The sequence below is a fragment of the Streptomyces endophyticus genome (genome assembly GCF_035798155.1).
In the GTDB taxonomy this organism is placed as follows: domain Bacteria; phylum Actinomycetota; class Actinomycetes; order Streptomycetales; family Streptomycetaceae; genus Streptomyces; species Streptomyces endophyticus.
The window spans coordinates 58,210-82,924 of record NZ_JAOZYC010000122.1 but is presented as its reverse complement, the minus strand read 5'-3'; the positions used below and the strand labels follow the sequence as shown (position 1 = coordinate 82,924).

At 68.2% G+C, this 24,715-nt stretch carries 20 protein-coding genes and 3 pseudogenes; 17 read left to right on the top strand and 6 right to left on the bottom strand.

Translation table 11 applies throughout. The features are described 5' to 3' along the window. Entirely contained in the window at positions 1-636 is a 636-nt protein-coding gene (locus OKJ99_RS18875; RefSeq protein ID WP_326017793.1) for a TetR/AcrR family transcriptional regulator, read from the top strand. 99 nt (positions 637-735) lie between these two features. Then, a pseudogene (locus OKJ99_RS18870) lies at positions 736-858 on the top strand (IS3-like element ISAar24 family transposase); the annotation flags it as partial. Between the two features lie 189 nt (positions 859-1,047). Here the strand turns inward: OKJ99_RS18870 and OKJ99_RS18865 are convergent. Further along, complete coding sequence (locus tag OKJ99_RS18865; protein ID WP_326017792.1) at positions 1,048-1,995, bottom strand: LysR family transcriptional regulator; 948 nt, start codon at positions 1,993-1,995, stop codon at positions 1,048-1,050. A gap of 99 nt (positions 1,996-2,094) precedes the next feature. Between OKJ99_RS18865 and pcaD the strand changes: the two genes are divergently transcribed. Then, positions 2,095-2,901 (top strand): 3-oxoadipate enol-lactonase, encoded by an 807-nt coding sequence (gene pcaD, locus OKJ99_RS18860; RefSeq protein WP_326017790.1) that lies wholly within the window; start codon positions 2,095-2,097, stop codon positions 2,899-2,901. A 299-nt stretch (positions 2,902-3,200) separates the two neighbouring features. Then, positions 3,201-3,535: pseudogene (locus OKJ99_RS18855) on the top strand (SDR family oxidoreductase); the annotation flags it as partial. 337 nt (positions 3,536-3,872) lie between these two features. Here OKJ99_RS18855 and OKJ99_RS18850 read toward each other — a convergent pair. The 3 genes from OKJ99_RS18850 to OKJ99_RS18840 form a co-directional block, all read right to left on the bottom strand. After that, complete coding sequence (locus OKJ99_RS18850; protein ID WP_326018152.1) at positions 3,873-4,430, bottom strand: TetR/AcrR family transcriptional regulator; 558 nt, start codon at positions 4,428-4,430, stop codon at positions 3,873-3,875. A gap of 137 nt (positions 4,431-4,567) precedes the next feature. After that, complete coding sequence (locus OKJ99_RS18845) at positions 4,568-4,762, bottom strand: hypothetical protein (RefSeq protein ID WP_326017788.1); 195 nt, start codon at positions 4,760-4,762, stop codon at positions 4,568-4,570. Between the two features lie 316 nt (positions 4,763-5,078). After that, a complete protein-coding gene (locus OKJ99_RS18840) occupies positions 5,079-5,735 on the bottom strand; it encodes an SMI1/KNR4 family protein (RefSeq protein WP_326017787.1) in 657 nt (218 codons plus the stop codon). 615 nt (positions 5,736-6,350) lie between these two features. Here OKJ99_RS18840 and OKJ99_RS18835 point away from each other — a divergent pair. After that, positions 6,351-7,280 (top strand): calcium-binding protein, encoded by a 930-nt coding sequence (locus OKJ99_RS18835; protein WP_326017785.1) that lies wholly within the window; start codon positions 6,351-6,353, stop codon positions 7,278-7,280. Between the two features lie 461 nt (positions 7,281-7,741). Here the strand turns inward: OKJ99_RS18835 and OKJ99_RS18830 are convergent, their stop codons facing one another. Continuing rightward, positions 7,742-7,963 carry a hypothetical protein gene (locus OKJ99_RS18830; RefSeq protein WP_326017783.1) on the bottom strand — a complete coding sequence of 74 codons (222 nt, stop codon included), beginning with the start codon at positions 7,961-7,963 and terminating at the stop codon, positions 7,742-7,744. A gap of 801 nt (positions 7,964-8,764) precedes the next feature. Between OKJ99_RS18830 and OKJ99_RS18825 the strand changes: the two genes are divergently transcribed. The 11 genes from OKJ99_RS18825 to OKJ99_RS18775 all read left to right on the top strand — a co-directional run bounded on the left by OKJ99_RS18825 (position 8,765) and on the right by OKJ99_RS18775 (position 23,698). Beyond that, positions 8,765-10,663: a beta-N-acetylhexosaminidase gene (locus tag OKJ99_RS18825; protein WP_326018150.1), complete on the top strand. Its 1,899-nt coding sequence runs from the start codon at positions 8,765-8,767 to the stop codon at positions 10,661-10,663. Positions 10,664-10,986: 323 nt separating this feature from the next. Further along, positions 10,987-13,953: a glycosyl hydrolase gene (locus OKJ99_RS18820; RefSeq protein ID WP_326017781.1), complete on the top strand. Its 2,967-nt coding sequence runs from the start codon at positions 10,987-10,989 to the stop codon at positions 13,951-13,953. Between the two features lie 193 nt (positions 13,954-14,146). Beyond that, positions 14,147-15,547 (top strand): FAD-binding oxidoreductase, encoded by a 1,401-nt coding sequence (locus OKJ99_RS18815; RefSeq protein WP_326017779.1) that lies wholly within the window; start codon positions 14,147-14,149, stop codon positions 15,545-15,547. Between the two features lie 323 nt (positions 15,548-15,870). After that, on the top strand, positions 15,871-17,037 hold the full coding sequence (locus OKJ99_RS18810) for an ROK family transcriptional regulator (RefSeq protein ID WP_326017777.1): 1,167 nt from the start codon (positions 15,871-15,873) through the stop codon (positions 17,035-17,037). After that, positions 17,034-17,882, top strand: a complete 849-nt coding sequence (locus OKJ99_RS18805) for a sugar phosphate isomerase/epimerase family protein (RefSeq protein ID WP_326017775.1) — start codon at positions 17,034-17,036, stop codon at positions 17,880-17,882. The genes OKJ99_RS18810 and OKJ99_RS18805 overlap by 4 nt, the downstream gene beginning before the upstream one ends. 1 nt (position 17,883) lies before the next feature. Beyond that, positions 17,884-18,939, top strand: a complete 1,056-nt coding sequence (locus OKJ99_RS18800; protein WP_326017773.1) for a Gfo/Idh/MocA family protein — start codon at positions 17,884-17,886, stop codon at positions 18,937-18,939. A gap of 255 nt (positions 18,940-19,194) precedes the next feature. Beyond that, positions 19,195-20,493, top strand: a complete 1,299-nt coding sequence (locus OKJ99_RS18795; protein ID WP_326017771.1) for a sugar ABC transporter substrate-binding protein — start codon at positions 19,195-19,197, stop codon at positions 20,491-20,493. 146 nt (positions 20,494-20,639) lie between these two features. Then, a complete protein-coding gene (locus OKJ99_RS18790) occupies positions 20,640-21,623 on the top strand; it encodes a carbohydrate ABC transporter permease (protein WP_326017769.1) in 984 nt (327 codons plus the stop codon). 11 nt (positions 21,624-21,634) lie between these two features. Then, on the top strand, positions 21,635-22,471 hold the full coding sequence (locus OKJ99_RS18785) for a carbohydrate ABC transporter permease (RefSeq protein WP_326018148.1): 837 nt from the start codon (positions 21,635-21,637) through the stop codon (positions 22,469-22,471). Positions 22,472-22,791: 320 nt separating this feature from the next. After that, positions 22,792-23,133 carry a Pycsar system effector family protein gene (locus OKJ99_RS18780; protein WP_326017767.1) on the top strand — a complete coding sequence of 114 codons (342 nt, stop codon included), beginning with the start codon at positions 22,792-22,794 and terminating at the stop codon, positions 23,131-23,133. A gap of 79 nt (positions 23,134-23,212) precedes the next feature. Beyond that, complete coding sequence (locus OKJ99_RS18775; protein WP_326017765.1) at positions 23,213-23,698, top strand: hypothetical protein; 486 nt, start codon at positions 23,213-23,215, stop codon at positions 23,696-23,698. Here OKJ99_RS18775 and OKJ99_RS18770 read toward each other — a convergent pair. Next, a pseudogene (locus OKJ99_RS18770) lies at positions 23,691-24,278 on the bottom strand (transposase); the annotation flags it as partial. The gene OKJ99_RS18775 and the pseudogene OKJ99_RS18770 sit on opposite strands and share 8 nt — an antisense overlap. Positions 24,279-24,345: 67 nt before the next feature. Between OKJ99_RS18770 and OKJ99_RS18765 the strand changes: the two are divergent. Next, entirely contained in the window at positions 24,346-24,606 is a 261-nt protein-coding gene (locus OKJ99_RS18765) for a Tn3 family transposase (RefSeq protein WP_326017763.1), read from the top strand. Positions 24,607-24,715 lie beyond the last annotated feature (109 nt).

The window sequence follows — 24,715 nt, the reverse complement described above, 5'->3', positions numbered from 1 at the left end:
ATGAAGGAATCGAGCACGAAGTCCGCCTACGGTGACGCGGAGGCGCGGCGCCGGATGACGCTGGATGCGGCTGCCGCACTGCTGGACGAGGGCGGGTACGCGGCACTCACCATCCGTTCGGTGGCCCAGCGTTCAGGCACCAGCACCGGGCTGATCTATCAGTACTTCGCCGACAAGCAGGAGATCTTCATCGCCCTGCTCATCGAGAGTCAGATCGAGTCCACCGCCTTCGTCGAGGCCCTCCCCAGGGACCAGGGCGTCGCGGCGCTGATCGCCGCGGTGATCCCCCAGTCCGTCCGCCAGTGGGCCCGAGTGGGGCGCCTGACCCCGACGTGGAGCACCGTCGAAGGAGACGCTCGCTACGATCGCGCCTCGGTCGTTGAGCTGCGCGAGACGTCGCGTCGGTACGACGAAGCGCTCCACGCCGCTCTGATCGAGGCTGCCGCCAAGGAGAGCCGCCCCCTCCGCGAGGATCCCGCACTCCTGCGGTTCGTGGTGTCCGGCGTGATCGGTGTCTCCGAAACGCTGGTCAACAACTGGGCCCCGCACCTCGACCCGTCGGACCTCGTCGCATTCGCCGCCGACTCGATCACTCGCGGCATCTCCGCACCGGGTGCGACCGGCCACTCCGTCTGAGGGGGTCTGTTGCACGATCGGGTGACATCTTGACCTGCCCCACGTCTCGGGTTCCGGTTTTGGTGGCTACGGGCGGCCCTTCACGGAAGGCTGGCAGTCATGCCTCGTCCCTATCCTCCGGAGTTCCGGGCGCGGGCCATCGCCCTGGCCCGGGCCGGCAAGCAGGCCAAGCAGACCGCGGTCGAAGGTGAACTGACCGCCCACTTGGGTCACGAGCCGGGCGAGTGGGCCGAGGGCGGCCGGGAGAACTGCCGCAACGACGGCGCGCGAAGACGGTGACAACCGATGTCGGACCGGTCGAGATCGAGGTGCCCCGGGGACCGGGCGGGCAGCTTCGAGCCGCAGTTGGTCAAGAGGCGGCAGAAGCGGCAGAAGCGGCTCATGGCGCGGTTCGGCCGAGCTGCGGCGACTTCAACTGTCGCCTTCCGGTGCCTTCTTCGCTTTGGGGACACGGCCCAGCGTCGGCTTCAGGACCGGTGTATGGCGGGCCAAGAAGTCCCACAGCTGGTCGGCGACGGGCCCGTGCGGCCGGTCGCGCCGGCGCGCTGCCGAGAGTTCCTCGACCACACCGGGAAAGTGCCGTCCGGCGATGGAGATCAGGCTTCCGTTGCGCAGCTCGGTCTCGATCATGAACCGCGGCACGTGCCCCCACGCCATGCCGTGCAAGATCAGTTCCTTCTTCATGAGGTGGTCCGGAACAGAGGTCCGGGGCGCGCCCTCGATCAGGAAATGGCCTTGCTCGGACGGATGCCGCGCCGAGTCCCGGACCACGCATTGGGTGAGGGCCTGCATCCGCTGCGGTGTGATGCCGGTGTCCGGAGGGAAGGGCAGGAAACCGGGCGCTACGACGGGCACCAGCGCGACGCGGCCGAGACCGATCCACTCCATCCGCATGTCGCTCTTGGGGACGCGGTGCACGATGAGGTCGGCTTCGTCCTCCAGCAGCCGCTCCCAGGGGCCGGTGACGGTCTCGAACAGCAGGTGGAGTCGTGTCTGCGGGCGCTGCGCGAAGAAGCTGCCGAGTATCTCAAGGACCGGTGGAAGCGGACACAGGTCCCCGAGCACCACGCGCAGCTCGGCCTCTTCGCCCATCGCCAACTGCGCGGCGTAGGTCTGCAGTTCTTCGGTGTCATGCAGCAGGACGCGCACCTTGCGGTGGAAGGCGTGCCCGGCCTCGGTGAGCTGAACCCGATAGCCCGAGCGATCCAGCAGGTCCAGACCCAGCTGGCGCTCCAGCTTGGCGACCGCTGCGAACACAGAAGGGTGCGAGCGGTGCAGTAGATCGGCGGCGGCCTGGAAGCCGCCGCCGCGCACAACAGCGTTGAAGCACTGCAATTCGTGGAGCGTGAAGTTCGGCATTGTCCAGGGAACCTACAGTGTGCGTTCGATCTTTGTAATAGATGTCTGCAGATGGTGTTCATAGGCTGAGCACATAGCCGCTAGGCCACTGGAGCTGACATGACTTCTCAAACCCGTACCGCCATCACCACCGGAGACGGTGTCCGCATCGCTCACCGTTTCGACGGTGACGAGAACAAGCCCGTGCTGCTGCTCTCGAACTCCATCGGTACCGACCTCCACATGTGGGACGGCCAGGTGCCGGCCCTGACCGAGCACTTCCGGCTGCTGCGCTACGACGCGCGCGGCCACGGCGCCTCCGACGTCCCGAGCGGCCCGTATTCCCTGGACCGGTTGGGACGCGACGTGGTGGAGCTGTTGGACGCCCTGGACCTGCGGCGGGTACACGTGTTGGGTCTGTCTCTGGGGGGAATCGTCGCGCAGTGGCTGGGGATCCATGTTCCCGAGCGCGTCGACCGCCTGGTGCTCTCCAACACCGCCGCGTACCTCGGCCCGGCACATCAGTGGGATCGACCCATCGCCGAACTGCTGGAGGCCCCCGACATGCAGGCCACCGCGGACAGGTTCCTGCACAACTGGTTCCCGCCCCGCATGCTGCGGGGCGACAACGAGGTTGTCGAGGGCTTCCGCCGCACCCTGCTCGCCACGCGGCGCGAGGGCGTGGCCGGCAGCTGGGCTGCGGTGCGCGACTATGACCTGCGCCGCACGGTCACACTCATCCACAACCCGACCCTGGTCATCGCGGGCGAGCATGACACCGTCACATCCGTCGACCACGGCAAGCAACTCGCCGCGACCGTCCCCGGGGCGCGGTTCACCGTCCTGCCCACGGTGCACATGGCAAACGTCGAAGGGCAGGCGGAGTTCCTGGACGCTGTGGTGGCTTTCCTTACAGAAAGATCTTGACGCGTAGCGAGAAGCGGAGGGTGGCGCGGGCGTGACCAGCGTCAGCTTGATCTTTAGCCTCGGACGTCACCCGGCCCGCCTGCTGATCTGCGGTTCTTTCCGGGACAACCGAGGCGGCCGTTCTCCACGCTTCGAGATGTCGAGTAACGAAGTGCGAGAGAACGGCCGCTGAGTACGAATGTCTCTGTCTCCGGGACTGCCGGTGGCGGGTTGGAGGTCTTGTCCCGCTTTCGGGTCGAGTTCTACGACTGTCTGTACGCCCGCGCCGATGTCCTCTTCGAGCTCACCGACGCGGCCCTGTGCAAGGACGGGCCCGTCCAGACCTTGGAGGGCTCACCCGTAATGCCGCACGGACCGTCTTCCCTCGAGGGGTCGAGGCTGTGGAGGGCGACTTCGCAGAGCCGGCGTCGTTGAAGCCCGCGCTGGAGGGGGTGCGTTCGCTGTTTCTTGTGTCGCGTCCGGGCTCGGACGCGACATCCTCGAAGCCGCCCGGCAGGCTGGAATGGAGCACGTCGTGTTGGTGCCGTCCATCACCGTCCAGACCCACCCGCACCTCGGCCCCGCCGACGCGAACCTGGCGTTGGAGCAACTGCTCAAGAAAACCGGCATGGCCTGGACGATCCTGCGGCCGACGTAGTTCGCGTCGAACGCCCTGATGTGGGTTGCGTCCATCCGTGAACCCTGAGCTGCTGATGGTGCGCAACACGGTTTCTCAGGTCACCGGAACGCCGGCTCGCCCGTTCCGGCAGTGGGCCTCGGAGAACGCCGACGCCTTCCGTTGAATCTCCAGGGCCTGAGCACGCCCATCTGTGCCCAGGTGCGCATTTTCAGGAGTACGCCGACACTCGCATCTACGAGGGCGAGGGCCGAGGAATCGGCCAAGGCCGACTGGCGTCTTCCGGTTCCAACTCGACGTCATTTCCGTTCCGGGACAGGCTGTTCGGCAGAACTTCATGAACGCCGACAGAGCGTCAGGCGGAAGAGGTCAGCGCGGCGGGGATCTTGGCGAAGGTCTCCTCGACCAGTTTCATCAAGCCGTCGCGGCCTCCGTGGCCGCCCTGTGCCGTCCAGTGCAGGGAAGCTGTGCGCCAGGCGGCCACGAAGATCTCCACGGTCAGGGGGAGACGCACCTCGTCGGTGTCGGCGCCGGCGGAGCCATTCACTGCCTTGACCAGGGATCGCGTCGTGTCCTGGCAGTAGCCCAGGCTGTGTGTCTGCAGCGCGGGGGCGGTCTCCGACAGCTCGCGGGTGGCCAGGAAGCGACGGTCCCAGTCCGGGTCCATGGCGCTCAAGGTGGTTTCCAGTGCCTGGCGGAGAGCCTCAAGGAGCGGGCCGTCCATCTTCAGGGTGGCCACGTAATCGAGATAGGCCGACCACAAGTCGCTGTCGGCGGCCAGCGCGACGTCTTCCTTGGAACGGTAGTTCCGGAAGAAGGTCCGCTTGGACACCTCTACGGCATCGCACAGGTCATCCAGCGTGGTGGCGTCGTATCCGCGTTCGGTGAACAGGCTGAGCGCGGTCTCGGCCAGAGCCCTGCGAGTGCGCAGCTTCTTCCGTTCGCGCAGCGGCAGGTCGCGCAGGTCATGAGCGGATCGCGATGCCGTCGCAGTACCGAGTCGGGGTGCACCGGCAGTCGCAGATGGCGCAGCACATCCCTCGGAAGCCGTTATAGGAACGCCGCCAGGAACACTCGATCGCTCGGGTCGAACCGCGGCCTGGGCTTGCCGAGTTGGTGCTCCGCCACCGTGATCTGATGACGCAGGGCGAGGATCTCCGTGTCCTTGTCCCGGTCGCTCATCGGTAGCAATCGCAGTGCGGAGAACAGGTTGGTGACGGTCAGGCAGGCCAGAGGAAGCAACACGAAATCATCCTGCCGCACCGTCGATGACGCTTCTGATCTGCATGGATGACACGTTCGGCAGGCGCAGGGGCCGTATCGATGGGGCGATCCTCGGCCGCGCGTTCTCCGTGCAGGAGGTCGCGGCGTTCAAGCGTGGTGACTCTCACAGCAATGTCCGCGCGACTTCTCACCGTAATGTCGAGGGATCGGGGGCTGGGCAGTCCTTGCTCGGCATTTGGATGAGACATCGTCGGATCCCTTGTGAGAATGCCCGGTATAGCGGAGCGAGAGACAGCACTTCCCCCACGCCCCGCGATCGCCGTAATGCAACCCCGAGTTAGCCGAAGGGGTTCGGGGTGGGCGGTAGAGCAGTACTGAGGTGGATCGTGGCGCCATCTGGTGCGTCATGAATCTTCTGCGCGATGGGGCCGCGAATCTGCATGGCGACAGCCCCGTCCTTGACAGACAAATTGTCGAAGTCGTAGGAGCCGCCTCCGACGAAGAATTGAAGCGGGACCAAACGTTCCTCGGGCTTCAGGGCGCCGTTCTCCTTCTGGAAGGCGTACGAGAACGAGTTGACCCCGTTAACGTCGGGATCCGACTGCAGCCACGTCGCCCAGTCCTCAAGGCTGTTACCGATGGGCTCTACATCAGCAGTTTCCGGATCGAACCGAACGACTTCCTCGTCACCGACAATGGCGAACTGGGCTCCGAAAAGGTCCTGCCCGAAGCAGAACAGGTCATCGGCCAGGCCGCCGTAAGTATCCTTCCAGACCTCGCCGGTGTTCCAGGAGAGCATGTCCGGGCCGAGCCCTTCCTCGCCTACGCGGAAAACCTGGACACCACCGTTGAAAAGGAAGAAACCGTTCATCCTGGTGATGATCCCGCCGAGCTCCACGAGGGGACCGTGATCGACACCGAAGTCCAGCTCAACCGCCGGCCCCATCGGCCCGCGGGCGCGGCCCAAGAGCCGCTCAAGTGCACTGTCCCTCATGCGTTCCCGTTCCCCTCTGCTGCCTCATGGCCGATCGGCCGCGTCAGGTAAGACTCTCGCACCTGTTCGTCTACCGCCCGACCCTGTAGGGCTCGAAAAGTCATCGCCGCAGGTCAAGCCGCGTACTGGTACTGGTTGATGACTCCGCCGAGGATATGTGTACGTAGGGGCTTGCAGGGCGTGCCGTGCCCCGCGGGCAGGACTGGTGGAGCTTCGGGGGCTTCAGGTGGCCGTGTCTGCGGGCGCATAACGGCCGGGCCCCCAAGTTGCCGACGCAGCACAGCGGTCTCATGCCTCAGTGCCAGCAGTTCGGCGTCCCTGGCCGTGCTGCGGCGCAGCAGGACGCCCGGCACGGACAGCAATGCGCGGGTGACCCGGTACAGCATCGTGGCGGAGAGCGCGCATCGCGCCGAGGACGCAATGCCCCGTGACACAACCACTGTGCGACAGGACACCGCCAGGTGATGCGCCTCACACGCCTCAACTGTCGCGCGCGTACAACCCTTTCGCTTCATCGCCGATCAAGACTGTGCGGCCGCTGTGGCCGCGCGTGATGTGGGTCCGCCCGTCCACGACCTGCGTCCGCCCGTCGATACTCGATATCGGAGCCTCCTCATGTCCCAGCACTCCCGCAAGAAGTTGACGTCCGGCAAGAAGGTGACCCTGGGCGTCAGTGCACTGGCCGCCTCCGGGCTTGCCGTCGGCCTGCTCGTCACACCGTCCGCGACGGCCGGCGGGACCGACGCGGCTGAGGCGCTGGAGCAGAGCCAGGCCGCGGCTGCCGACGCGTCGGCGGCGAAGGACGCCGCGCCCAAGGCCAGGACCCTCGCCGCGAGCGCTGCCGACGCCACCGTCGTCTCCGGCGTCACCGTCGACGGCGGCAACAGCGCCCGCGTCGGGACGACGAACACGCAGACGATCACCGTGAAGTGGACGGTCAGCGGCGGGTCGAAGCTCTACGGCAGCAACGCGTCGATCTGGCGCGGCACCGACCAGGACAGCGGACTGAAGCAGTTCTTCAACTCCGAGCAGTTCGAGGCGGACACCGACCCCTGCGTCCAGTCCGGCGACGCCAGGTTCAGCTGCACGGCCACCTTCAAGATCGACCCCCAGAGCTACCTGAAGAACGAGGATGCCGGAGCCTGGAAGATCGACCTCTCGGCGGTCACGGAGGCGACCACCGACGTGGACACCGACAACGCCAAGACCTGGTACCTCAAGCGCTGGTCCCGGCTGAGCAACAACGCGGCCCCCGAGCCCGTCGCCAAGGGCAAGACCATCACGATCACCGGCAAGCTGGAGCGCGCCAACTGGGACACCCACAAGTACGCGGGCTACACCCAGCAGACCGTCCGCCTCCAGGAGCGTTCGCTGACCGGCTCGTACGCCACCACCAGCAGCCACATCACCGGCACCGGCAGCCTGGCGGGCGTCGAGAAGCAGACTCGCACCGCCACCACCGACCGCTGCTACCGCTACAAGTTCGAGGGCACCTCCACCACGCCGCCGGTCACCGCCACCGGTGACTGCGTGGACGTGCGCTGAGCCTGGTGACCAGGTGACCTGGTGACCACACCGGGTCAGCGAGGCGACCGACCCATGCTCGTCCCGGTGTTGGCCGGCCCGCGGATCCGGTGGCGCGGTTCGGCCGGCCCCGCTCTCGCCGGGACCCCGGCTGACGCTTTGTGCGACAGCGGGCGTGACTATCGTTTGCCAAGCACAGGGCCGTCGAGGCGTGGCTGGCGTATCAGCTTCAGTAGACCCGGAAGGCGCCGGAAGGCGATCGAGAAGCTGGAGAAGAAGGCCGCGGACTGGGAGCGCATGCAGGAGGCGTCCTACCGGGAGAGCGGCTTCACCATCGAGCCGTCGCGCGGCGAGGGCGGCCTTGACCGGCTGCACCGCCGGTCGCGGTGTCCACGAAGCCGAACTCGGTGCCGCCTGACCGGCGTGCGCCGGGAGGAATGATCGAGCCCCCTACCAGGCCGGTAGGGGGCTCGGTGCAGTGATCAGAGGGAGCCGTTGATGCTGACCTGATGCGGCTGGGCGAGGGCGCCCTGCGCCTGGGTGGCGGCGCCGAGGGCGGTGCCCTGCGCCAGGGCCATCAGGTCGGCGGTGCCGACGGTCTTGCCGTCGATGGTGACACTGCCCTCGGGGCTCAGGCCGCCGGAGACGCTGTCCAGGTCGGCGTCGGAGATCGCGAGGGTCTGAAGCTGGTGAGCGGAGTTCATGGGGAAGTCCTTCGCATGGGGAGTTCATTAGGGGAGTGGCGCGGGCGATCACACCACACAGCGCGCCGGGCAGCCAGTCAATGGCCGGTCCCACCCCGGTAGTTGATTGAGCCGAGCCGGTATTCATGTGGACGCGCGCACGAAATCGGGGCAGTTCCTCCACCCCGCTTGCCACGCAGTGCGCTCACAGGTATTGCTACCGGCGTATCAGGGGCGACAATTCCCCACCAGCGGTACGGGGCTATCCAGAACTTGCGCCCACTCTGTGCAAGTTCTGGGTATCACGAGTACCGGGGTGCCCGTGGGGCGGTGGCTGCCGGTCCTCACGCTGGTCGAGGAGCGGGACGTGATCGATGTCCTGCGCCGTGCCGGCCTGGACGTTGCCGAGCGACTGGTGCTCGGGGATTACGCCGCTGAGGCGGTCGTGTCGGCGAATGTTCAGGCGGACGATGTGTTCCGGATCGAGGGGTTCGGGAAGTGTGCGGACGGGAGCGGCGGCCTGGAGCGTTCGGTGTGTGCGGTGCTTGTTGTAGGGCTGCTCGTATTCCCTCGGTGCGTGGCGCAGGTGCTGGTCCGGCCGTGGAGGGTTCGGCCAACTCGCTTGTGCCGACACCGAGTTGCGCGACGTATTCGCGACGTATCCGCCATACGAGGAGGGCAGTCAGCCCGGGCGTGAGCAGACTCGTCCCACGGCGCTCGGTGCCGGTCGCCTCGTCGGCGTAACGGCGCGCCCGGATGTCCAAGTACTCGTCGGCGATGTCCATGGACCGCCTCCAGTGGAGCCGGGAATGCTCGGATCCCATGTGGACCGAGTCGCGCACGACACCGCACGCCCGGCGCCGCAGACCGTGTCTCGTCGGTCTGGCCGGTGCCGTCCTCGCCCTCCTCGCCGGGGCGCTGCCCGTCTCCGCCGCGCCCGGAGCGGTGCCGCAGGAGACAGCCCCGCGGACCCTGCCCGCCCTCGACGACTGGACCCCGGGCGCGGGCAGTTACACGTACGGCGACCGCACCCGGCTCGTCGCCGACGACGCGGAATCTCGCCGCGTCGCTCGCACGCTCGTCGGTGACCTGCGCGCCGCGGGCCACGGCACCGTGCCCGTCACCGGCGGCGCCGCCCGGACCGGCGACATCGTCATCGACGTCGCCCCCGGCCGCCGGCAGCTCGGAGCCGAGGGGTACGAACTACGGGCCGGCGCCCGGCTGGAGATCACCGGCGCCGCCGAGACCGGCGCGTTCTACGGCACCCGCACCCTCCTCCAGATGCTCGCCCAGGGCGACGCGATACCGGCGGGCCGGACCGTCGACGTACCGCGGTACAAGGAGCGCGGGGTCGGCGTCTGCGCCTGCTACGTGCACATCTCCACCGCCTGGCTGGAGAACCTGGTGCGCGAGATGTCCTACCGCCGGCTGAACCAGCTGCTCCTCGAGATCAAGGTCAAGAGCGACCGCCACCCCGAGGCCAACACCTGGGGCTACTACGACAAGAGCGAGATCCGCAGGATCGTCGCGCTCGGCGCCAAGTACCACGTCACGATCGTCCCCGAGATCAACTCGCCCGGTCACATGGACCCGTGGATCGAGAACCGCCCCGACCTCCAGCTCGTCGACCGGGACGGCAAGGCCCAGCCCTCCCGCCTCGACGTGACGAAGCCCGAGGCGTTCACGTACTACAAGAGCCTGATCGACGAGTACGCCGAGGTCTTCCCGTCCGGCTGGTGGCACATGGGCGCGGACGAGTACATGCTGGGCTCCGACTTCGCGAAGTACCCGCACGTGCTGGAGTACGCCCGGGCCAAGTACGGAGCGGACGCCACGCCGCAGGACGCCTTCATCGACTTCGTCAACCGCGTGCAGGCCTACGCCGCGAGCAGGGGCAAGCGGCTTCGTATCTGGAACGACGGCCTGACCGGCGCCAACACCGTGCCCGTCGCCCCTGGCACCACCGTCGAGCACTGGCTGGACGTCGACGTGAAACCGAGCGCCCTGATCGCGCAGGGCCACCCCGTGATGAACGCCGCCTACTCCCTCTACCTGGTGCGCGGAGGCTTCCACACCGACACCCGCAAGCTGTACGACCAGCGGTGGGACCCGCGCAGTTTCGAGGGCGAAAAGCTCACCTCCGACCGCGGGATCACCGGCGCGAAGATCAGCCTGTGGCCGGACAACGGACGCGGCGAGACCGAGAACGAGGTCGCCCGGGCCACCACCCCGGCCCTCGACCACATCGCCCAGGCCACCTGGGGCGCCGCCCACCCCGACGCCACCTACGACGCGTTCACCGCACGCGCCGCCGCGACCGGCACCGCGCCCGGCGTGCGCGACCTGACCCGCGTCCCGATCGCCGACGGCACGTACACGTTCGCGGACCGCGGCGGCCGTACCGACGCCCGTACCGTCCGGATCGCCCGCACCTCCGACGGCTACGCGACCCTCGCCGACGACGCCGGCGGCGCCTGCCTGGAGACCCGCAGCGGCAAGCTCACACTCAACGTGCCGCTGCAGCCCGGCTCCGCCGCCACGTGGGAGAAGTGCGACCCGAAGAACACGCTCCAGCGTTGGCAGATCGCACGGGCGCCCGGCGGCTACACCCTCACCAACGCCATCACCCGCATGACCCTCGACACCACCGTCGACGGAGGCCTGGCGCAGTACCCGCCGGACCAGGAGACCCCGACGACCTGGACCCTCACCCAGAGCTGACTCGACCGATACGGAAGGAACGGAAGGGCCCGTCCCGTCCCCGCACGACGCTCAGGAGACGTCACCTCATGCTCACCGCGACGTTCTGCGCGACCGCTCAGCGTGAGCCGCGACGCTGCTTCGATGAGTGAGGGTCGGTCACATCCATGATCTCTTCTCACTGTCTCGAACCGTGAGGGCGGGGAGCGGTCAGCGAGGCAGCCACACGTTCACATTCATGGCCCGCCCGGTGGCTGCAAGACCATTGTGGCCGCCCGGCCGGGTCTGCGAGCATCGGCGGGCGATCTTCGAACCGTGGTCGCGCCGGAGGGGATGAGCACACGATGCGCCGAAGAGACATCCTGCGTGGCACCGTCGCCCTGGGGGCGTCCGCGCTCGCGTTGCGTGCCACCTCGGAGGCCGCGGCCCTGTCGACCGAGTCCGTCCCCGGCTCCGGGGGCGGACTCGACTGGCCGCGGTTCGCCCGTGAGGCGCGTCCCTGGACCCGCTGGTGGTGGCTCGGCAGCGCCGTCACCGAGGCGGGGCTCGCGCGCCACCTGGAACAGTTCCAGCAGGTCGGATTCGGCGGCGTCGAGATCCAGCCCATCTACGAGGCCCAGGGCTACGAGGACCACGACCTCGCCTACCTCGGCCAGGGTTGGCTCGCCGCGCTCGACGCCACCACCCGGCATGCCCGGCGACTCGACCTCGGCGTGGACCTCACCACGGGCTCCGGTTGGACCTTCGGCGGGCCGTGGGTCAAGCCTGAACAGAGCGCGGGCAAAGTCCTCGTGGAGCACTGGGAGTTGGGGCACGGCGAGCGGCTCGGCGTCCCCGTGCGCACCACGCAGCCGCCGCACCCCGGCCTCGTCGACGAGGAGAAGCTCGCTCGGCCCGACCTGCGTCCGCCCATGGACCCGCTCCCCGAGCCGCCGCTCGCGGCCCTGGTCGCCCGGGAGGCAGACAGCGGCGACACCGTCGACCTCACCGCGCGTGTGCACCCGGACGGAACCCTCGACTGGACCGCACCGGCCGGGAGTTGGCAGCTCACGGGCGTGTTCAGCGGCCTGGTGCTCAAGCGGGTCGAGCGGGCGGGGCCCGGCGGCAAGGGCCTGATGGTCGACTACTTCGACGGCGCGGCCGTGCGTCATCACCTCGACCACTTCGGCGAAGCCATCGGCTCAGGACGAGGGATACGCGCGCTGTTCCACGACTCGTTCGAGCTGGAGGCGACGGACTGGACACACCGGACCGTCGCGGAGTTCGCCCGGCTGCGCGGCTACGACCTCGTCCCGCACCTGCCCGAGGTGTTCACCGACGCCGGCACACCCGAGGTGCGCTCGCGCGTCCTGTCCGATGTCCGTGAGACGCTGGCCGACTTGTTCCTCGAGCAGTTCGCCGAGCCCTGGGACGCCTGGAGCGCCGAGCGCGGCTGGCTCACCCGCAACCAGGCGCACGGATCGCCCGCCAACCTGCTCGACATTTACGGTGCGGCGGACATCCCGGAGACCGAGTACGCGGGCGCCGAGCTGATCCCGATCCCGGGCCTGCGCCAGGGCGCGGGGACCGCCAACGCGCCCAAGTCCCTTGTGTGGCGCTTCGCTTCGTCGCCGGCCCATGTGCTGGGCAAGCCGCTCGCCTCAGCCGAGACACTCACCTGGCGCGACGAACACTTCCACGTGGCGCTGTCGCAGGCGAAGCCCACCGTGGACCTGCTGTTCGCCGCCGGCATCAACCACCTCGTCTTCCACGGCACGGCGTACTCGCCCGCGGAGACCGAGGGAACCGAGGCGACCGAGGCGGCCGAGGAGTCGGAGCAGTCCGAGGAGTCCCGGGACATCCCCTGGCCCGGCTTCTCCTTCTACGCGGCCGCCGAACTCCAGCCCGCCAACACCCTCTGGGGCGACCTGCCCGAACTCAACGACTACATCACCCGATGCCAGTCGGTGCTGCAGTCCGGCGAGCACGGCAACGACGTCCTCGTCCACTTCCCCCAGCACGATCTGTGGGCCCTGCCCGACGGCGGGGTCGGCGACGGCGCCGAGGACATCGAGCTGTCCCCGGACTACAAGTGGGAGGGCACCGACTGGATGTACGGCCACCCCAGTGGTGTCGGTGACATCGTCGCGGGTCTGGAGGCGCGCGGCTGGCAGTTCGACTGGGTCTCCGACCGGCAGCTCGCCGACTTCCGCGGCTCCGCCGACGGCGTGTCCAACGGCCACAGCCGGTACGCGGTGGTCCTCGTGCCGAACGCGCGGCTCATCCCATTGGAGACCGCCCGCAGGCTCCGTGACCTCGCCGCGGCGGGAGCGACGGTGGTCTTCGTCGGCGGGCTGCCCGAGGACGTGCCGGGGCTCGCCGAACTCGACCGCCGCCGGGCCGAGTTCAAGCAGATCGTCGACGAACTGTGCGAGCGGCACGACCCGAGCCACAGGGGGCGGTTCCGGGTCGGCCGCGGCCACGTCGTCGTCACCGGGCGCGGCGGTGGACTCGACACGGCTCTCGCCGCGGCAGGCGCGGTACGCGAGCCGGTCGCCGACTCGGGGCTACGTGTGCTGCGCCGCCGCCACACCGAAGGCAACCACCTGTTCCTCACCAACGTCACCGCGCAGCGCATCGACGGCTGGTGGCCGCTCGGCTCGCACGCGGCATCCGTCGGGGTCCTCGACCCGCTGCACGACACCCGGGGGCTCGCGGAGACCCGGCGCGACAGGGCGGCGGTCGAGGTGCGGCTGCGGCTCGAACCCGGCGAGTCCCGCATCCTGCGCACCTTCACGACGCGCGCCCTCTCCGCAGCCCCCGCCCCCGCACCGGTGCCCACGGGTCGCGAGCGCGAGCTGACCGGGCCGTGGACGCTGGCGTTCCGCAAGGGCGGCCCCGAGCTGCCGCCGACGAGGACGCTGGACAAACTGGTGTCCTGGACCGAACTGGGCGGCCAGGAGACGGAGTTCTCCGGCTCCGCCCGCTACACCCTCCGTTTCACCGCCACCGATTCGGAGCGTGCGCGCGACTGGCTGCTCGACCTCGGCGACGTACGCGAGAGCGCCCGAGTGCGGTTGAACGGTCGTGACGTGGCCACGGCTTGGGCGCTTCCGTTCCGCGTTCCGTTGGGGCGCGCGCTGCGCGAGGGGGAGAACGTCCTGGAACTCGACGTCACCAACCTCGCGGCGAACCGGGTCCGTGCCCTGGCACGGCGCGGTGAACTGGCTCTTCACCACTACATGCAGTGGCGCTCGGCCCCGCCCCAGGACTGGGACCCGATGCCGTCCGGTCTGCTCGGGCCGGTTCGGCTGGTGGAGGTGGGGCGTTGAGTCGACCGGGCTGGATCCGGACCGGCCGGCCTTGTACGCCGCGGTGGTTGAGGGTGGTGGCGAGCAGACCGCGGACCTGGTCGGTGGGCCCACGGCGCGCCCTTGCGTAGATGATCTTCCTTTGCGCATGCTCGGACCGTCCCCGCCACACCGTCCCCGCCGCGCCGTACCCGCTCGTCCGCTGGAGGCCGCCTTGACCGCACCCGCCACCGCCACCGCCGCTCTCGGTCCCGCCCTGGACGCGCTGCTTGCCGCGCTGCCCGCCGAGGCGGTCACCACGGATCCCGACGTGCTGGCCGCGCACAGCACCGACCACGCGCCGTTCTGCCCCAGTGGCACACCGGCCGCCCTGGTGCGTGCCCGTACCACTGACGAGGTGGCGGCGACGCTGCGCATCGCCCACGAGCACCGCGTACCCGTCGTGCCGCAGGCCGCCCGCACGGGGCTGTCCGGCGGGGCCAACGCGGTCGACGGGTGCATCCTGCTGTCCGTGGAGCGCATGACCCGGATTCTCGACATCGACGTCGTCGACCAGGTTGCGCGGGTCGAAGCAGGTGTCGTCAACGCCGACTTGTCGCGGGCCGTCGCCGAGCACGGCCTGTTCTACCCGCCGGACCCGTCCTCCTGGGAGTCCTCCACGCTCGGCGGCAACGCGGCCACGAACGCGGGCGGTCTGTGCTGTGTGAAGTACGGCGTGACCGGTGACTTCGTGCGCGGGCTCACGGTGGTCCTGGCCGACGGCAGCGTGCTGCACACCGGCCGCAGCACCGCCAAGGGCGTCGCCGGCTACGACCTCACCCACCTCTTCGTAGGATCCGAAGGCACCCTCGGTGTCATCACCGAGGTCACCGTCGGACTGCGGCCCGCCGCCGAACGCCCGCTGACCGCCGTGGCGTTCTTCCCGACCACGTCCGCCGCGTGCGCGGTCGTCCCCGCGTACATGAGCAGCGGTCCGCGGCCCAGCCTCCTGGAGTTCATGGACCGGCCCAGCATCGACGCGGTCAGCGCGTACCGCGACCTCGGTTTCCCGGACGATGCCGGCGCCGTCCTCATCGCCCAGTCCGACCGGGGCGAGGCGGCCCCGGCCGACCTGCGCCGCTTCGCCGACATCGCCGAGACGCACGGCGGCACCACGGTGATCGCCGAGGATGCCGCCGAGGCCGAACTCCTCCTCGCCGGGCGTCGGTTGGTCGGAATCGCCACCGAACGTCTCGGGGCCTATCTGGCCGATGACGTGTGCGTTCCGCGCGGCCGGCTCGCCGAGATGATCGAAGGAGTCGCCGAACTCTCCGAGCGGCACGGCCTGTTGGTCACGTGCGTCGCCCACGCCGGTGACGGCAACGTCCACCCCAACGTCATCTTCGACCGCGACAACGCCGACGAAGTGCGCCGCGCCCACGAGACGTTCGGCGCGATCATGGACCTCGGCCTGCGCCTGGGCGGCACCATCACCGGCGAACACGGCGTGGGCCTCCTCAAGCGCGACTGGCTCGCCAAGGAACTCGGGCCGACCGGTGTGCGCGTCCACCAGGGCATCAAGGCGGCTCTCGATCCGCGCGGGATCCTCAACCCGGGGAAGGTACTTGCTGGTTGAGGGTAAGTCACGGCGCTGCCTTTGAGCCCTGTCGGCGAGGACCGCGTCGTTGGTGAGCCGGGCGGAGGGTGTGCTGCGGCCCTTGCCCATCAAGGTGCCCGAGCTCACGGCATCATCGTCGCCCTTCCCTCCCGCCCCGGGGGCGATCCGCCACCGCTTGAGGTTGACGAACAGTGCCAAGCCGCCCTCGCCGGAACGCACTTCGCGAGGTGGCGACGTCGCCTCGGACGCCGACCCCAACCGACCCCAACCACCCTTGTCCCCACCCATCCATTCCGATACCGTATTTATTAAAGTCGGTTTCCATAAGGGTGATGGGGGCAATGGACACTGCACGGGAGGCCGTTCAGGCGGAGCGGGCGGCGAATCAGGTCGCGTGTCTGGGGGTGTTGGCCGAGGTCGATGAGGCGTGCACGATCGGTGTGATCAGTGAGGCCACCGGCCTGTCGCGGCCAACGGTGCGGGCTGTTCTCGACGACCTCGTCGAGCTCGGGATGGTCGAGGGGGTCAGCACTGCGACGGCAGGGCCCGGCCGGCCGGCCCGTGCCTTCCGGTTCGCGCGTGAGGGTGGCTTTGTCGCCGGGGTCGACCTGGGGCCCCGAGGGGCGCGCGCGATCATCTGTGACCTGTCCGGCCGCCGGGCGGGCTACGGGGAAGCGCCGCCCCGCGAGCACGCCGATCTCGCGTTGATCTCGCGCGCGCTCGATGCCGCGGCCGGTTCGCTCGACCTCGGCCGGTTGCGTGCGGTCGGTATCGCACTGCCCGGTGTCGTCGAGGCGGACGGGCGGCTGCGTGCCAGTCTCGCGATGCCGGACCTGGTCGGTCTGCCGGTCGCGGAGTTGCTGGCGAAGGACCTTGGCCGGCCTGTGGTCGTGGACAACGACATCAAGCTGGCCGGGCTCGCGGAGCAGCGCGCGGGCGCGGGCCGCGGGTACTCCGATGTCGTCTATCTGCAGATCGGTCATCGGCTGTCCGTGTCGATCGTGTTGGACGGTTCGATCCGGCAGGGCAGCCATCGCCTCGCGGGTGAACTCGGTGCGCAGCGCGGCATGCGCTGGACGCGGAACGCGCGGCGAGGGCAGTTGGTCTGGTCGTCGCGCCCGACGAGCGCGCAGGTGCTGAGCGCTGCCGCCGCGGGCGACGCCGACGCACAGGCCGAAGTCGAGGACTTCTGCGCGCAGATCGCCGAGCGGGTCGCGACCGTGCTGCTGGTGGTCGACCCCGAGGTCGTGGTCGTGCGGGGCGGTGCGGCGAAGGACGTCGGAGCGCTGCTGCGGCCACTCGAAGCCGCGATCGAGAAGGAGTTGGTCTCTCCCGAGCGTCCGTCGTTCGTCGCGTCCGGTCTGGGGCGCGAGGCGGTGGTGCTCGGTGCCGTCGGCAACGCGTTCGACCAGTGCAGTTCAGAGATCTACGGAGTCCACGGCTTTCCCAGCCCATGGGCCCGCATCAGACACGACGTGGAGGGGATCACCAAGTGGATCACCAAATGAAGCTCGGAGTCAGTTCGTACTGCTTCCGCCAGCTCATGAGCAGCGGCGAGATGGACCTGATCGGTGTTCTGGACTGGGTCGCGGCCTCGCAGGCCGGGCACATCGAGATCGCCGCGACGGACGGGGCGTACTACCTGGAGAACGAACGCGTCGTGCGTGACACGGCGAAGCACGCCGAGGAAGTCGGCGTACCGATCGTCAATTACCTGGTGAGTGGCGATCTGAGGGAGGGGGAAGGCAAGGAAGTCGACCGGCTGCGGCGGCAGTTGGACGTCGCGCAGCGCTTCGGCGCCGGGATCTTCCGGCACGACGTCGCGCCGTGGGCATGGCGTGAGCGGGACCCGGGGGAGTTCGAGTCGACCTTCCAGAAGGTCGTCGAAGGCTGCCGCGCGGTCGCCGATCATGCGGCGGAGCTCGGCATGGTGTCGACCATCGAGAACCACGGCTTCTTCATGAACGGCAGCGACCGTCTTGCCCGCCTCGTGCATGCCGTGGACCGTCCGAACTTCCGCGTCACGCTCGACCTCGGCAACGGCCTGTGTGTCGGCGAGGTGCCGGGGAAGACCGCCGCCGGCCTGATCGACGTGGCGGCGTCCATCGGCGTGAAGGACTTCCACATTCGCCGCTCCGCGGGGGAGGGCTGGCTGAAGACGCTCGCAGGCGACTACCTCCTCGGCACCGTCTCGGGCCACGGCGACGTCGATCTGCCCGGCCTCCTTGCCCTGGTCGCCACGAAGCCCGACGTGCCGGTGAGCCTGGAATTCGAGGGCATGGAAGCGCCGCTGCCCGCCATCGAGCAATCCCTTGCGAACATTCTTCGACTGACGACGGAAGGCGTGGCCTGAGATGACGACGCGTATCGCAGTGATCGGCCTCGGGGCCATCGCCACCGAGCACCTGAGTGCCTATCAGAAGAACGACCAGGCCGAGCTGGTGGCCGTGTGCGACATCGAACCGGAGCGGGCCAAGGCGCGGGCCGAGCAGTTCGACGTGCCGCGGGCCACGACCGACGTCGCGGAGATTCTTTCCGACCCGGACGTGGACGCCGTGAGTGTCTGCGTGCCGAACACCCTGCATGCCCCCATCGCCGAAGCGGCGCTGCGGGCCGGGAAGAACGTACTGATCGAGAAGCCGATGACGGTCACCGTCGGCGAGGCCGAGTCGTTGGTCCGGGCCGTCGAGGAGACCGGGAAGGCGCTGCAGATCGGCTACGTACGGCGGTTCGCGCCGAACGCGCTGGTGACGAAGCGGTTCCTGGACGCGGGCGAGTTCGGTGACATCTATGCCGCGCGTGCCACGCTGCTGCGGGCCGCCGGGAACCCGGGTGGCTGGTTCGGTGATGTGGAGCTGTCGGGCGGCGGTCCGCTGATCGACCTGGGCGTCCACATCATCGACCTGTGCTGGTACTTGATGGGCACGCCGAAGGCGGTGTCCGCGTCCGGTGTCACGTTCGCGCCGCTGGGTGCGCGGGACAACATTCAGAACCTCAAGAGGTACCGTGCCGCCTCGGCGGTCCGGGCCAACACCGTGGAGGACTACGTCACCGCGCAGATCCGCTTCGAGGACGGCCAGGTGCTCGATGTGGAAACGTCGTACTCGCTGCACGCACGCAACGAGATCAGTGTGCGCATCCACGGTGACAAGGGCGGCGCGGAGATCGAGCCCGAACTGCTGATGCTCACCGAGCGGCACGACACCCTCCTGCATGTGCGGCCGCAGATCGACTCGCTCGGCTTCGACTTCAAGGTCGGGTTCGCGAACCAGATCGACCACTTCCTGCGGATCTGCCGGGGCGAGATTCCGGCCGATGCCACCGCAGAACAGGGCCTGGAGATGGCCCGCATGCTGAGTGCGGTCTACGAGTCGGCGAAGAGCGGCGCCGAGGTGAAGATCGGGCGCTGACCTGGCCGTTTCAGTTGCCCGGGATCGGCCCAATCCCGGGCAACTGGCATGTCGTCGCCGTTCCTTGACCGTCGCTGGAACGGATCGCACGGCCCGCGCCGGCTGCACGGTCTGCAACGCGGATCACGTTTCAGTCGCCACTTCCAAAAGGGTCTAGACCTCATGGTGAGAACGTGATGAGAATCTGCGTGCTCAAGGGCATATCACGGGCAACATCACTTCCCTGCTGTACTGCTGTAAGAGGAGCCACCACCCATGAACCGACGCGTCATCGCAGCCACCGGCACCGCCCTGGCACTCGGGCTCACCGCTACCGCCTGCGGAGGGGGTGGCTCGGAGGCCGACGGCGGGACCGACGGCAAGGGCAAGACGCTCTCCGTCTGGATCATGGAGGGGACCAACCCCGACGCGAAGCCCTTCTTCAAGGAGGCCGCCGCCGCCTTCGAGAAGAAGACCGGCGCCAAGATCAAGGTCGAGTACCAGCAGTGGGCCAGCGCCCAGCGGAAGTTCACCACCGCCATCGAGGGCGGTGCCGACCAGGTGCCCGACGTCGCCGAGGTCGGCACCACCTGGGTTCCCGGCTTTGCCGACAAGGGGGCGCTCGTCGACGTCTCCAAGGAGGTCGACGAGGCCGGCCTGACCGACGACCTCGTCCCCGCCCTCAAGGACGCGGGAACCCTGGGCGGCAAGCAGTACGGCATGCCGTGGTACGCGGGAGTCCGCTCGGTCGTCTACCGCAAGGACATCTTCGAGAAGCACAAGATCAAGCCTCCGACCAACTGGGAGGAGCTCGGCTCGGCCGCCAAGACCCTGAAGAAGGAAGAGCCGAAGATGCTCGCCTTCCCCGTCGCGGGCGGCGCGGAGATGTTCGCCACGCCCTTCATCTGGGGCGCGGGTGGCGAACTCGCGGTGAAGAAGGGCGGCAAGTGGAAGTCGGGCATCAACTCGAAGAAGTCCGTCGAAGGCATCACGGCCTACACCGACCTCGCTCTCAAGGACAAGGTGTCCCCGGCCAAGGTGAACACCTGGACCGAGAAGGAGGTCGGAGACGCCTGGAACAAGGGCGAGGTCGCCATGTCCTTCTCCGGCAACTGGACCCCGAAGGCCTTCACCGCCGCCAACCCCGACCTCAAGGGCAAGCTCGGCGCCATCCCGATCCCCGGTAAGGACGGCGGGATGTCCCCGTCGTTCCTCGGCGGCTCCTACCTCTCCGCGTTCAAGACGGACAAGCAGGCCCTGTCGTGGGAGTTCATCAAGCTCCTCACCACCGGCAAGTTCGCGAAGAAGTGGGCCGAGCAGTCCAGCTACCTGCCGCCCACCAACACTGACCTCGACAAGATGCCCGACAAGGACAACGCGCTGGTCAAGCCGTTCGTCAAGCAGTTCAAGGATGGCGGCGCGAGCGTCCCCAAGGCCAAGTCGTACACCGAGATCCAGGCCACCCAGGTCATCCCGAAGATGGTCCAGTCGATCCTGGCCGGCAAGTCCACGCCGCAGCAGGCGGCCGACAAGGCGGCCAAGGAAATGGACGCCATCTTCGCGCAGAGCGAGTGACACTCACCGTCGAACGGCGCAGGTGACTCCCGCGGTCGGCGAGTGACTGCCACGGCCGAACGGTGAGTCACTGCCACGGCCGAACGGTGGGTCACTCCACGCCGCACCCCTCAAGTCCCCCCACACACCCGACCATTGAGAGCTCCATGAACCGCACGCTCGCCACCGGGACCGTGGAGGCCCCGGAGCGCCAGGGCAGCCGGCCGTCCGTGCCCTCGCCCGAGTCCGAACGCCTGCTGAGGCGTAAGCGCCGGACCACCCTCACCCGGCCCTGGCTGCTGCTCGCCCCCTCCCTCGTCGTCCTCGCGGGACTGCTGCTCTGGCCGATGATTCAGGTCGGCGTCCTGTCGGTGCAGGACTACGAGGTGAAGTTCGGCGGCGGCGTCGCCACCTTCACCGGCTTCGACCACTACGTCGAACTCCTCAGCGGCGATCTGCTCTGGAAGACGGTGCTGCCCAACACCGTGTTCTTCGCGGTGGCCTGTGTCGGCCTGACGGTGGTGCTCGGCACCGCGGTCGCTCTGCTCCTGGGCCGTCTCGGTCCGGTGTGGCGGACCATCTGCTCCACGGCGATCATGGCTGCCTGGGCGATGCCCGCGGTCACCGGTACCTACGTGTGGATCTGGCTCTTCCAGCCGGGCGACGGCCTGTTCAGTGCTCTGGTGGGCGGCTCCGACTCCAGCAACTGGTTCACCGACCGCCTCTCCTTCTACGCCATCGGGACCCTCAACGTGGTCCACCACGGCTTCCCGTTCGTCGCGATCACCGTCTTCGCCGGACTCCTGACCATTCCCAAGGAGCTCTACGAAGCGGCGATGCTGGACGGCGCGAACGCCTGGCAGCGGTTCTGGAAGGTCACCGTGCCCGCCATCAAACCGGTGTTCCTCGTGGTGACGATCCTGTCGACCATCTGGGACTTCAAGGTCTTCACGCAGATCTTCCTGATGCCCGGAGGCCAGGGCCAGAACGAGCAGGTCGAGAACCTCGGCGTCTACTCGTACCTCGAAGCCTTCGCCAAGGAGGACTATGGGACGGGCGCCGCCGCGGCGGTCCTGCTCACCCTCCTCCTTCTCGTGATCACCATCATCTACATCCGCACCCTGTTCAGGCAGGGCGAGGAGGACCTGTGAGCACCACCGACATGCCCGCCACGACGCGGTCCTCCCTCGGTTCCAAGGTCGGTCTGCCGGCAGCCGTCGCCGCACTCCTGATCTTCGCCCTCTTCCCGATCTACTGGATGGTCTCGACGGCCCTGGACCCGAGCGCCCAGAGCCGCGGAGCGGACCTCCTGCCCGGCGGCGTCACCTTCGACCACTTCAGTACGGTCTTCGAACGTGGCAACTTCGGTACCTACTTGGTGAATTCGGCCATCATCGGCCTGGGTACGGTCGTGGTCTCGGCGGCCCTCGCGCTGTTCGCAGCTGTCGCGGTCGCCCGCTTCAAGTTCAAGTTCCGCACATCCGTGCTGGTCATGGTCCTGATCGTGCAGATGGTGCCGCTCGAAGCGCTGGTCATCCCGCTGTTCATCCAGATGCGCGACTACGACATGCTCAACAGCCTCCTCGGCCTCACCATCGTCTACACCGCGCTTTCGCTGCCTTTCGCGATCTGGACCCTGCGAGGCTTCGTGCAGACCGTGCCCAAGGACATCGAAGAGGCGGCGTACATCGACGGCTGCTCCTGGTGGCGGATGTTCCGTTCCGTACTGCTTCCGCTGGTCGCACCCGGGCTGGTCGCCACGTCGATTTTCGCGTTCATCACCGCGTGGAACGAGTTCGTCTTCGCGTACACCTTCATGAAGAGCAGCGACAAGTACACGGCCGCGGTCGGCATCTTCCAGTTCTTCGGTGAGAACACCACCAGCTGGGGCCCGGTCATGGCCAGCTCCACGCTGGTCACGGTGCCGGTCCTGATCTTCTTCGTGGCGGTCCAGCACCGGCTCGCCTCCGGGCTCGCGGCAGGAGCGGTCAAGGGCTGACCCGCCATTACCGCCTTCGGCACCCCGTTGCGGGCTACCGGCTCACGGAGTTGGCTTCGTTGATCGCGCTTCATGATCCGGAAGACGACGTGGGACAGGCGGCGGTTCGTCAATCGGCCCCGGCGTATCCTCCAGCGCACACGGCACCTGAGACACCAGGGAAATCGTCCGAAGTAGCGGGAGACGACGCGCTGATGACAACCACCGAACCTGCCCCACCAGACGACAGGACACAGGATCGTATAGCGGCGACACTCACGTCCCTGCAAAGCGACCTTGCCCGCTCCGAGGGCAAGGCGAGCTTGTTGCTGGCCCTGTCCGTGGCCGTACTCGTTGCGCTCGGCTCGACCGTCAAGGATCTGCATCTGTCGGGGCCGGCCGTCGCGATCGGCGCCCTCGGCGGCGCGGCGCTACTGGCCGCGACGGTGCTGCTCCTGCTCGCGGTACGGCCGGATCTCGGGGGTCCGGGCTGGCCGAGCTGGTCCCGGCTGAACCGCGAGGAGCTCAATGACTGCCTGGCGATGGGCTATCGCGCGGAGCACCTGCGCTACATGGCCGCACTCGCCAGACGGAAGTTCCTGCTGCTGCGGGCCGCGGTCGACTGTCTGCTGGGTGGGGTCGGCCTGCTGGCGGCAGCGGCCGTGGTCACCTGGACGCTGTGAGCGGGGCGCCGGGGCCCCTATCTTTTTGGTCGAGGGAAACCGGGCTGCGTTGGTTCGGGTAGGCGGGCAGCATGGCGACATGGCCGATCTGCTGTGGGACGACGTGAGCTGCTTCTTCGATCCGGACTTGATGGGGTCGCTGCCGGATGTGCGTGTCCCAGGTGCCTCGGTGGAGGACTGGCAGTCGGTTCTCGATCTTGCCGTTGAGAGGGGCTGGAAGTGCCAGTACTCCGAAGGCGAGACGGTGTTTTCGGTGCCTCGCGCGGAGGCCGTGTTGGCACGTCCTGCGGATGCCGAGTGCCCGAACCTGCGGGTCTGGCCGGTTGCCGGTGTGCTGGCGATTTTCCGGTTCTACGCCGACGACGAGATCGACTTCGACGTCAATTTGCGGGAGTTGCAGGGGCAGGAGCGGCTGGATGTCTTCTGCGGCTTCCTCCGTGACATTGGGCGGCACTTGGGTAAGCCGGTGCTGATGGATCCGGAGAGTGACTCGGGCCATCCGGTGCTCGGTTTCGATGTCGAGGCTGATCGAGTAGTCCTCCTCGCGGAACCGTTGGTCAGGTGACCGAGGCCATCGGCTGAGGTTCGTAGAAGGTGCCGTCGCGGAGCGTCGCGTAGAGGACGTCGGCTCGGCGTCTGGCGAGGCAGAGCAGGGCCTGGGTGTGGTGCTTGCCCTGGCCAATCTTCTTGTCGTAGTAGGCCCGGGATGCGGGGTCGCCCAGGGCTGTGAACGCGGAGAGGAAGAAGGCTCGCTTGAGCTACTTGTTTCCCCTGCGGGAGGGTTGATCGCCGCGGATCGAGGAGCCTGAGTTGCGGGTCGCGGGGGCGAGTCCTGCGTAGGCGGCGAGGTGGTCGGCGCTCGGGAAGGTGCCGCCGTCGCCGACTTCGATGACTTCGATCAGGATCCGTGCGCCGGTCCTGACGCCGATGCCCGGCATGGACGTCAGGACCTTCGAAAGAGGGTGGGTCTCCAGCAGTTCCTCGATCCGCCCGGCCAGCAACTTGCGCTGGTCAAGCACGGCGGCCAGCGATCCGGCCAGGCTCGGGACGATCAAAGCGGCTGCCTCGGTTCCCGGAACAGTGACGGTCTGCTCGTCCAGGGCAGCAAGGATCTCCTCGACCAACCGCTCGGCCATCCTCGGCGCCTTCGGTCGTAACAACGTGACGCCTGCGACTACCTCGCCAGCCCCGGCCTGCGTCGGGAAATCCACGATGCTCGCCGTGCACCTGCTCCAGTCCGCGCTCGTCCACGTCAACACCCTGCTGGTCCAGCAGGTCCTGGCCGAACCGGCTTGGGCGAAGAAGCTGTCGGACGAGGACCGGCGCGGCCTGACCGCGCTCTTCTGGTCCAACGTCAACCCGTACGGCACGTTCCGCCTCGACATGGACAAGCGCCTCGACCTGGGACTCACCGTGCCCCGCCCCCGTACGCCGGCGGATGTCGATGACCTCTCACGGACGGCGAAGCGGTGAAGGACTTTCAACACCTCGCCGGCCTCGGATGAACGTGGCCGCGGCGCGGACCCTCGGCCTGATGCGCACCTACGCAGTTCGGGACTGTGCGGCGATCGTCGAGCACCTC

What these genes read in the sequence shown, in the direction of transcription:
- OKJ99_RS18840 (WP_326017787.1), bottom strand. Translation starts at nt 5,735, where the DNA reads ATGAGGGACAGTGCACTTGAGCGGCTCTTGGGCCGCGCCCGCGGGCCG.
- OKJ99_RS18790 (WP_326017769.1), top strand. Translation starts at nt 20,640, where the DNA reads ATGAACCGCACGCTCGCCACCGGGACCGTGGAGGCCCCGGAGCGCCAG.
- OKJ99_RS18795 (WP_326017771.1), top strand. Translation starts at nt 19,195, where the DNA reads ATGAACCGACGCGTCATCGCAGCCACCGGCACCGCCCTGGCACTCGGG.
- OKJ99_RS18810 (WP_326017777.1), top strand. Translation starts at nt 15,871, where the DNA reads ATGGACACTGCACGGGAGGCCGTTCAGGCGGAGCGGGCGGCGAATCAG.
- OKJ99_RS18805 (WP_326017775.1), top strand. Translation starts at nt 17,034, where the DNA reads ATGAAGCTCGGAGTCAGTTCGTACTGCTTCCGCCAGCTCATGAGCAGC.
- pcaD (WP_326017790.1), top strand. Translation starts at nt 2,095, where the DNA reads ATGACTTCTCAAACCCGTACCGCCATCACCACCGGAGACGGTGTCCGC.
- OKJ99_RS18775 (WP_326017765.1), top strand. Translation starts at nt 23,213, where the DNA reads ATGGCCGATCTGCTGTGGGACGACGTGAGCTGCTTCTTCGATCCGGAC.
- OKJ99_RS18765 (WP_326017763.1), top strand. Translation starts at nt 24,346, where the DNA reads ATGCTCGCCGTGCACCTGCTCCAGTCCGCGCTCGTCCACGTCAACACC.
- OKJ99_RS18785 (WP_326018148.1), top strand. Translation starts at nt 21,635, where the DNA reads ATGCCCGCCACGACGCGGTCCTCCCTCGGTTCCAAGGTCGGTCTGCCG.
- OKJ99_RS18820 (WP_326017781.1), top strand. Translation starts at nt 10,987, where the DNA reads ATGCGCCGAAGAGACATCCTGCGTGGCACCGTCGCCCTGGGGGCGTCC.
- OKJ99_RS18875 (WP_326017793.1), top strand. Translation starts at nt 1, where the DNA reads ATGAAGGAATCGAGCACGAAGTCCGCCTACGGTGACGCGGAGGCGCGG.
- OKJ99_RS18835 (WP_326017785.1), top strand. Translation starts at nt 6,351, where the DNA reads ATGTCCCAGCACTCCCGCAAGAAGTTGACGTCCGGCAAGAAGGTGACC.
- OKJ99_RS18865 (WP_326017792.1), bottom strand. Translation starts at nt 1,995, where the DNA reads ATGCCGAACTTCACGCTCCACGAATTGCAGTGCTTCAACGCTGTTGTG.
- OKJ99_RS18825 (WP_326018150.1), top strand. Translation starts at nt 8,765, where the DNA reads ATGTGGACCGAGTCGCGCACGACACCGCACGCCCGGCGCCGCAGACCG.
- OKJ99_RS18800 (WP_326017773.1), top strand. Translation starts at nt 17,884, where the DNA reads ATGACGACGCGTATCGCAGTGATCGGCCTCGGGGCCATCGCCACCGAG.
- OKJ99_RS18830 (WP_326017783.1), bottom strand. Translation starts at nt 7,963, where the DNA reads ATGAACTCCGCTCACCAGCTTCAGACCCTCGCGATCTCCGACGCCGAC.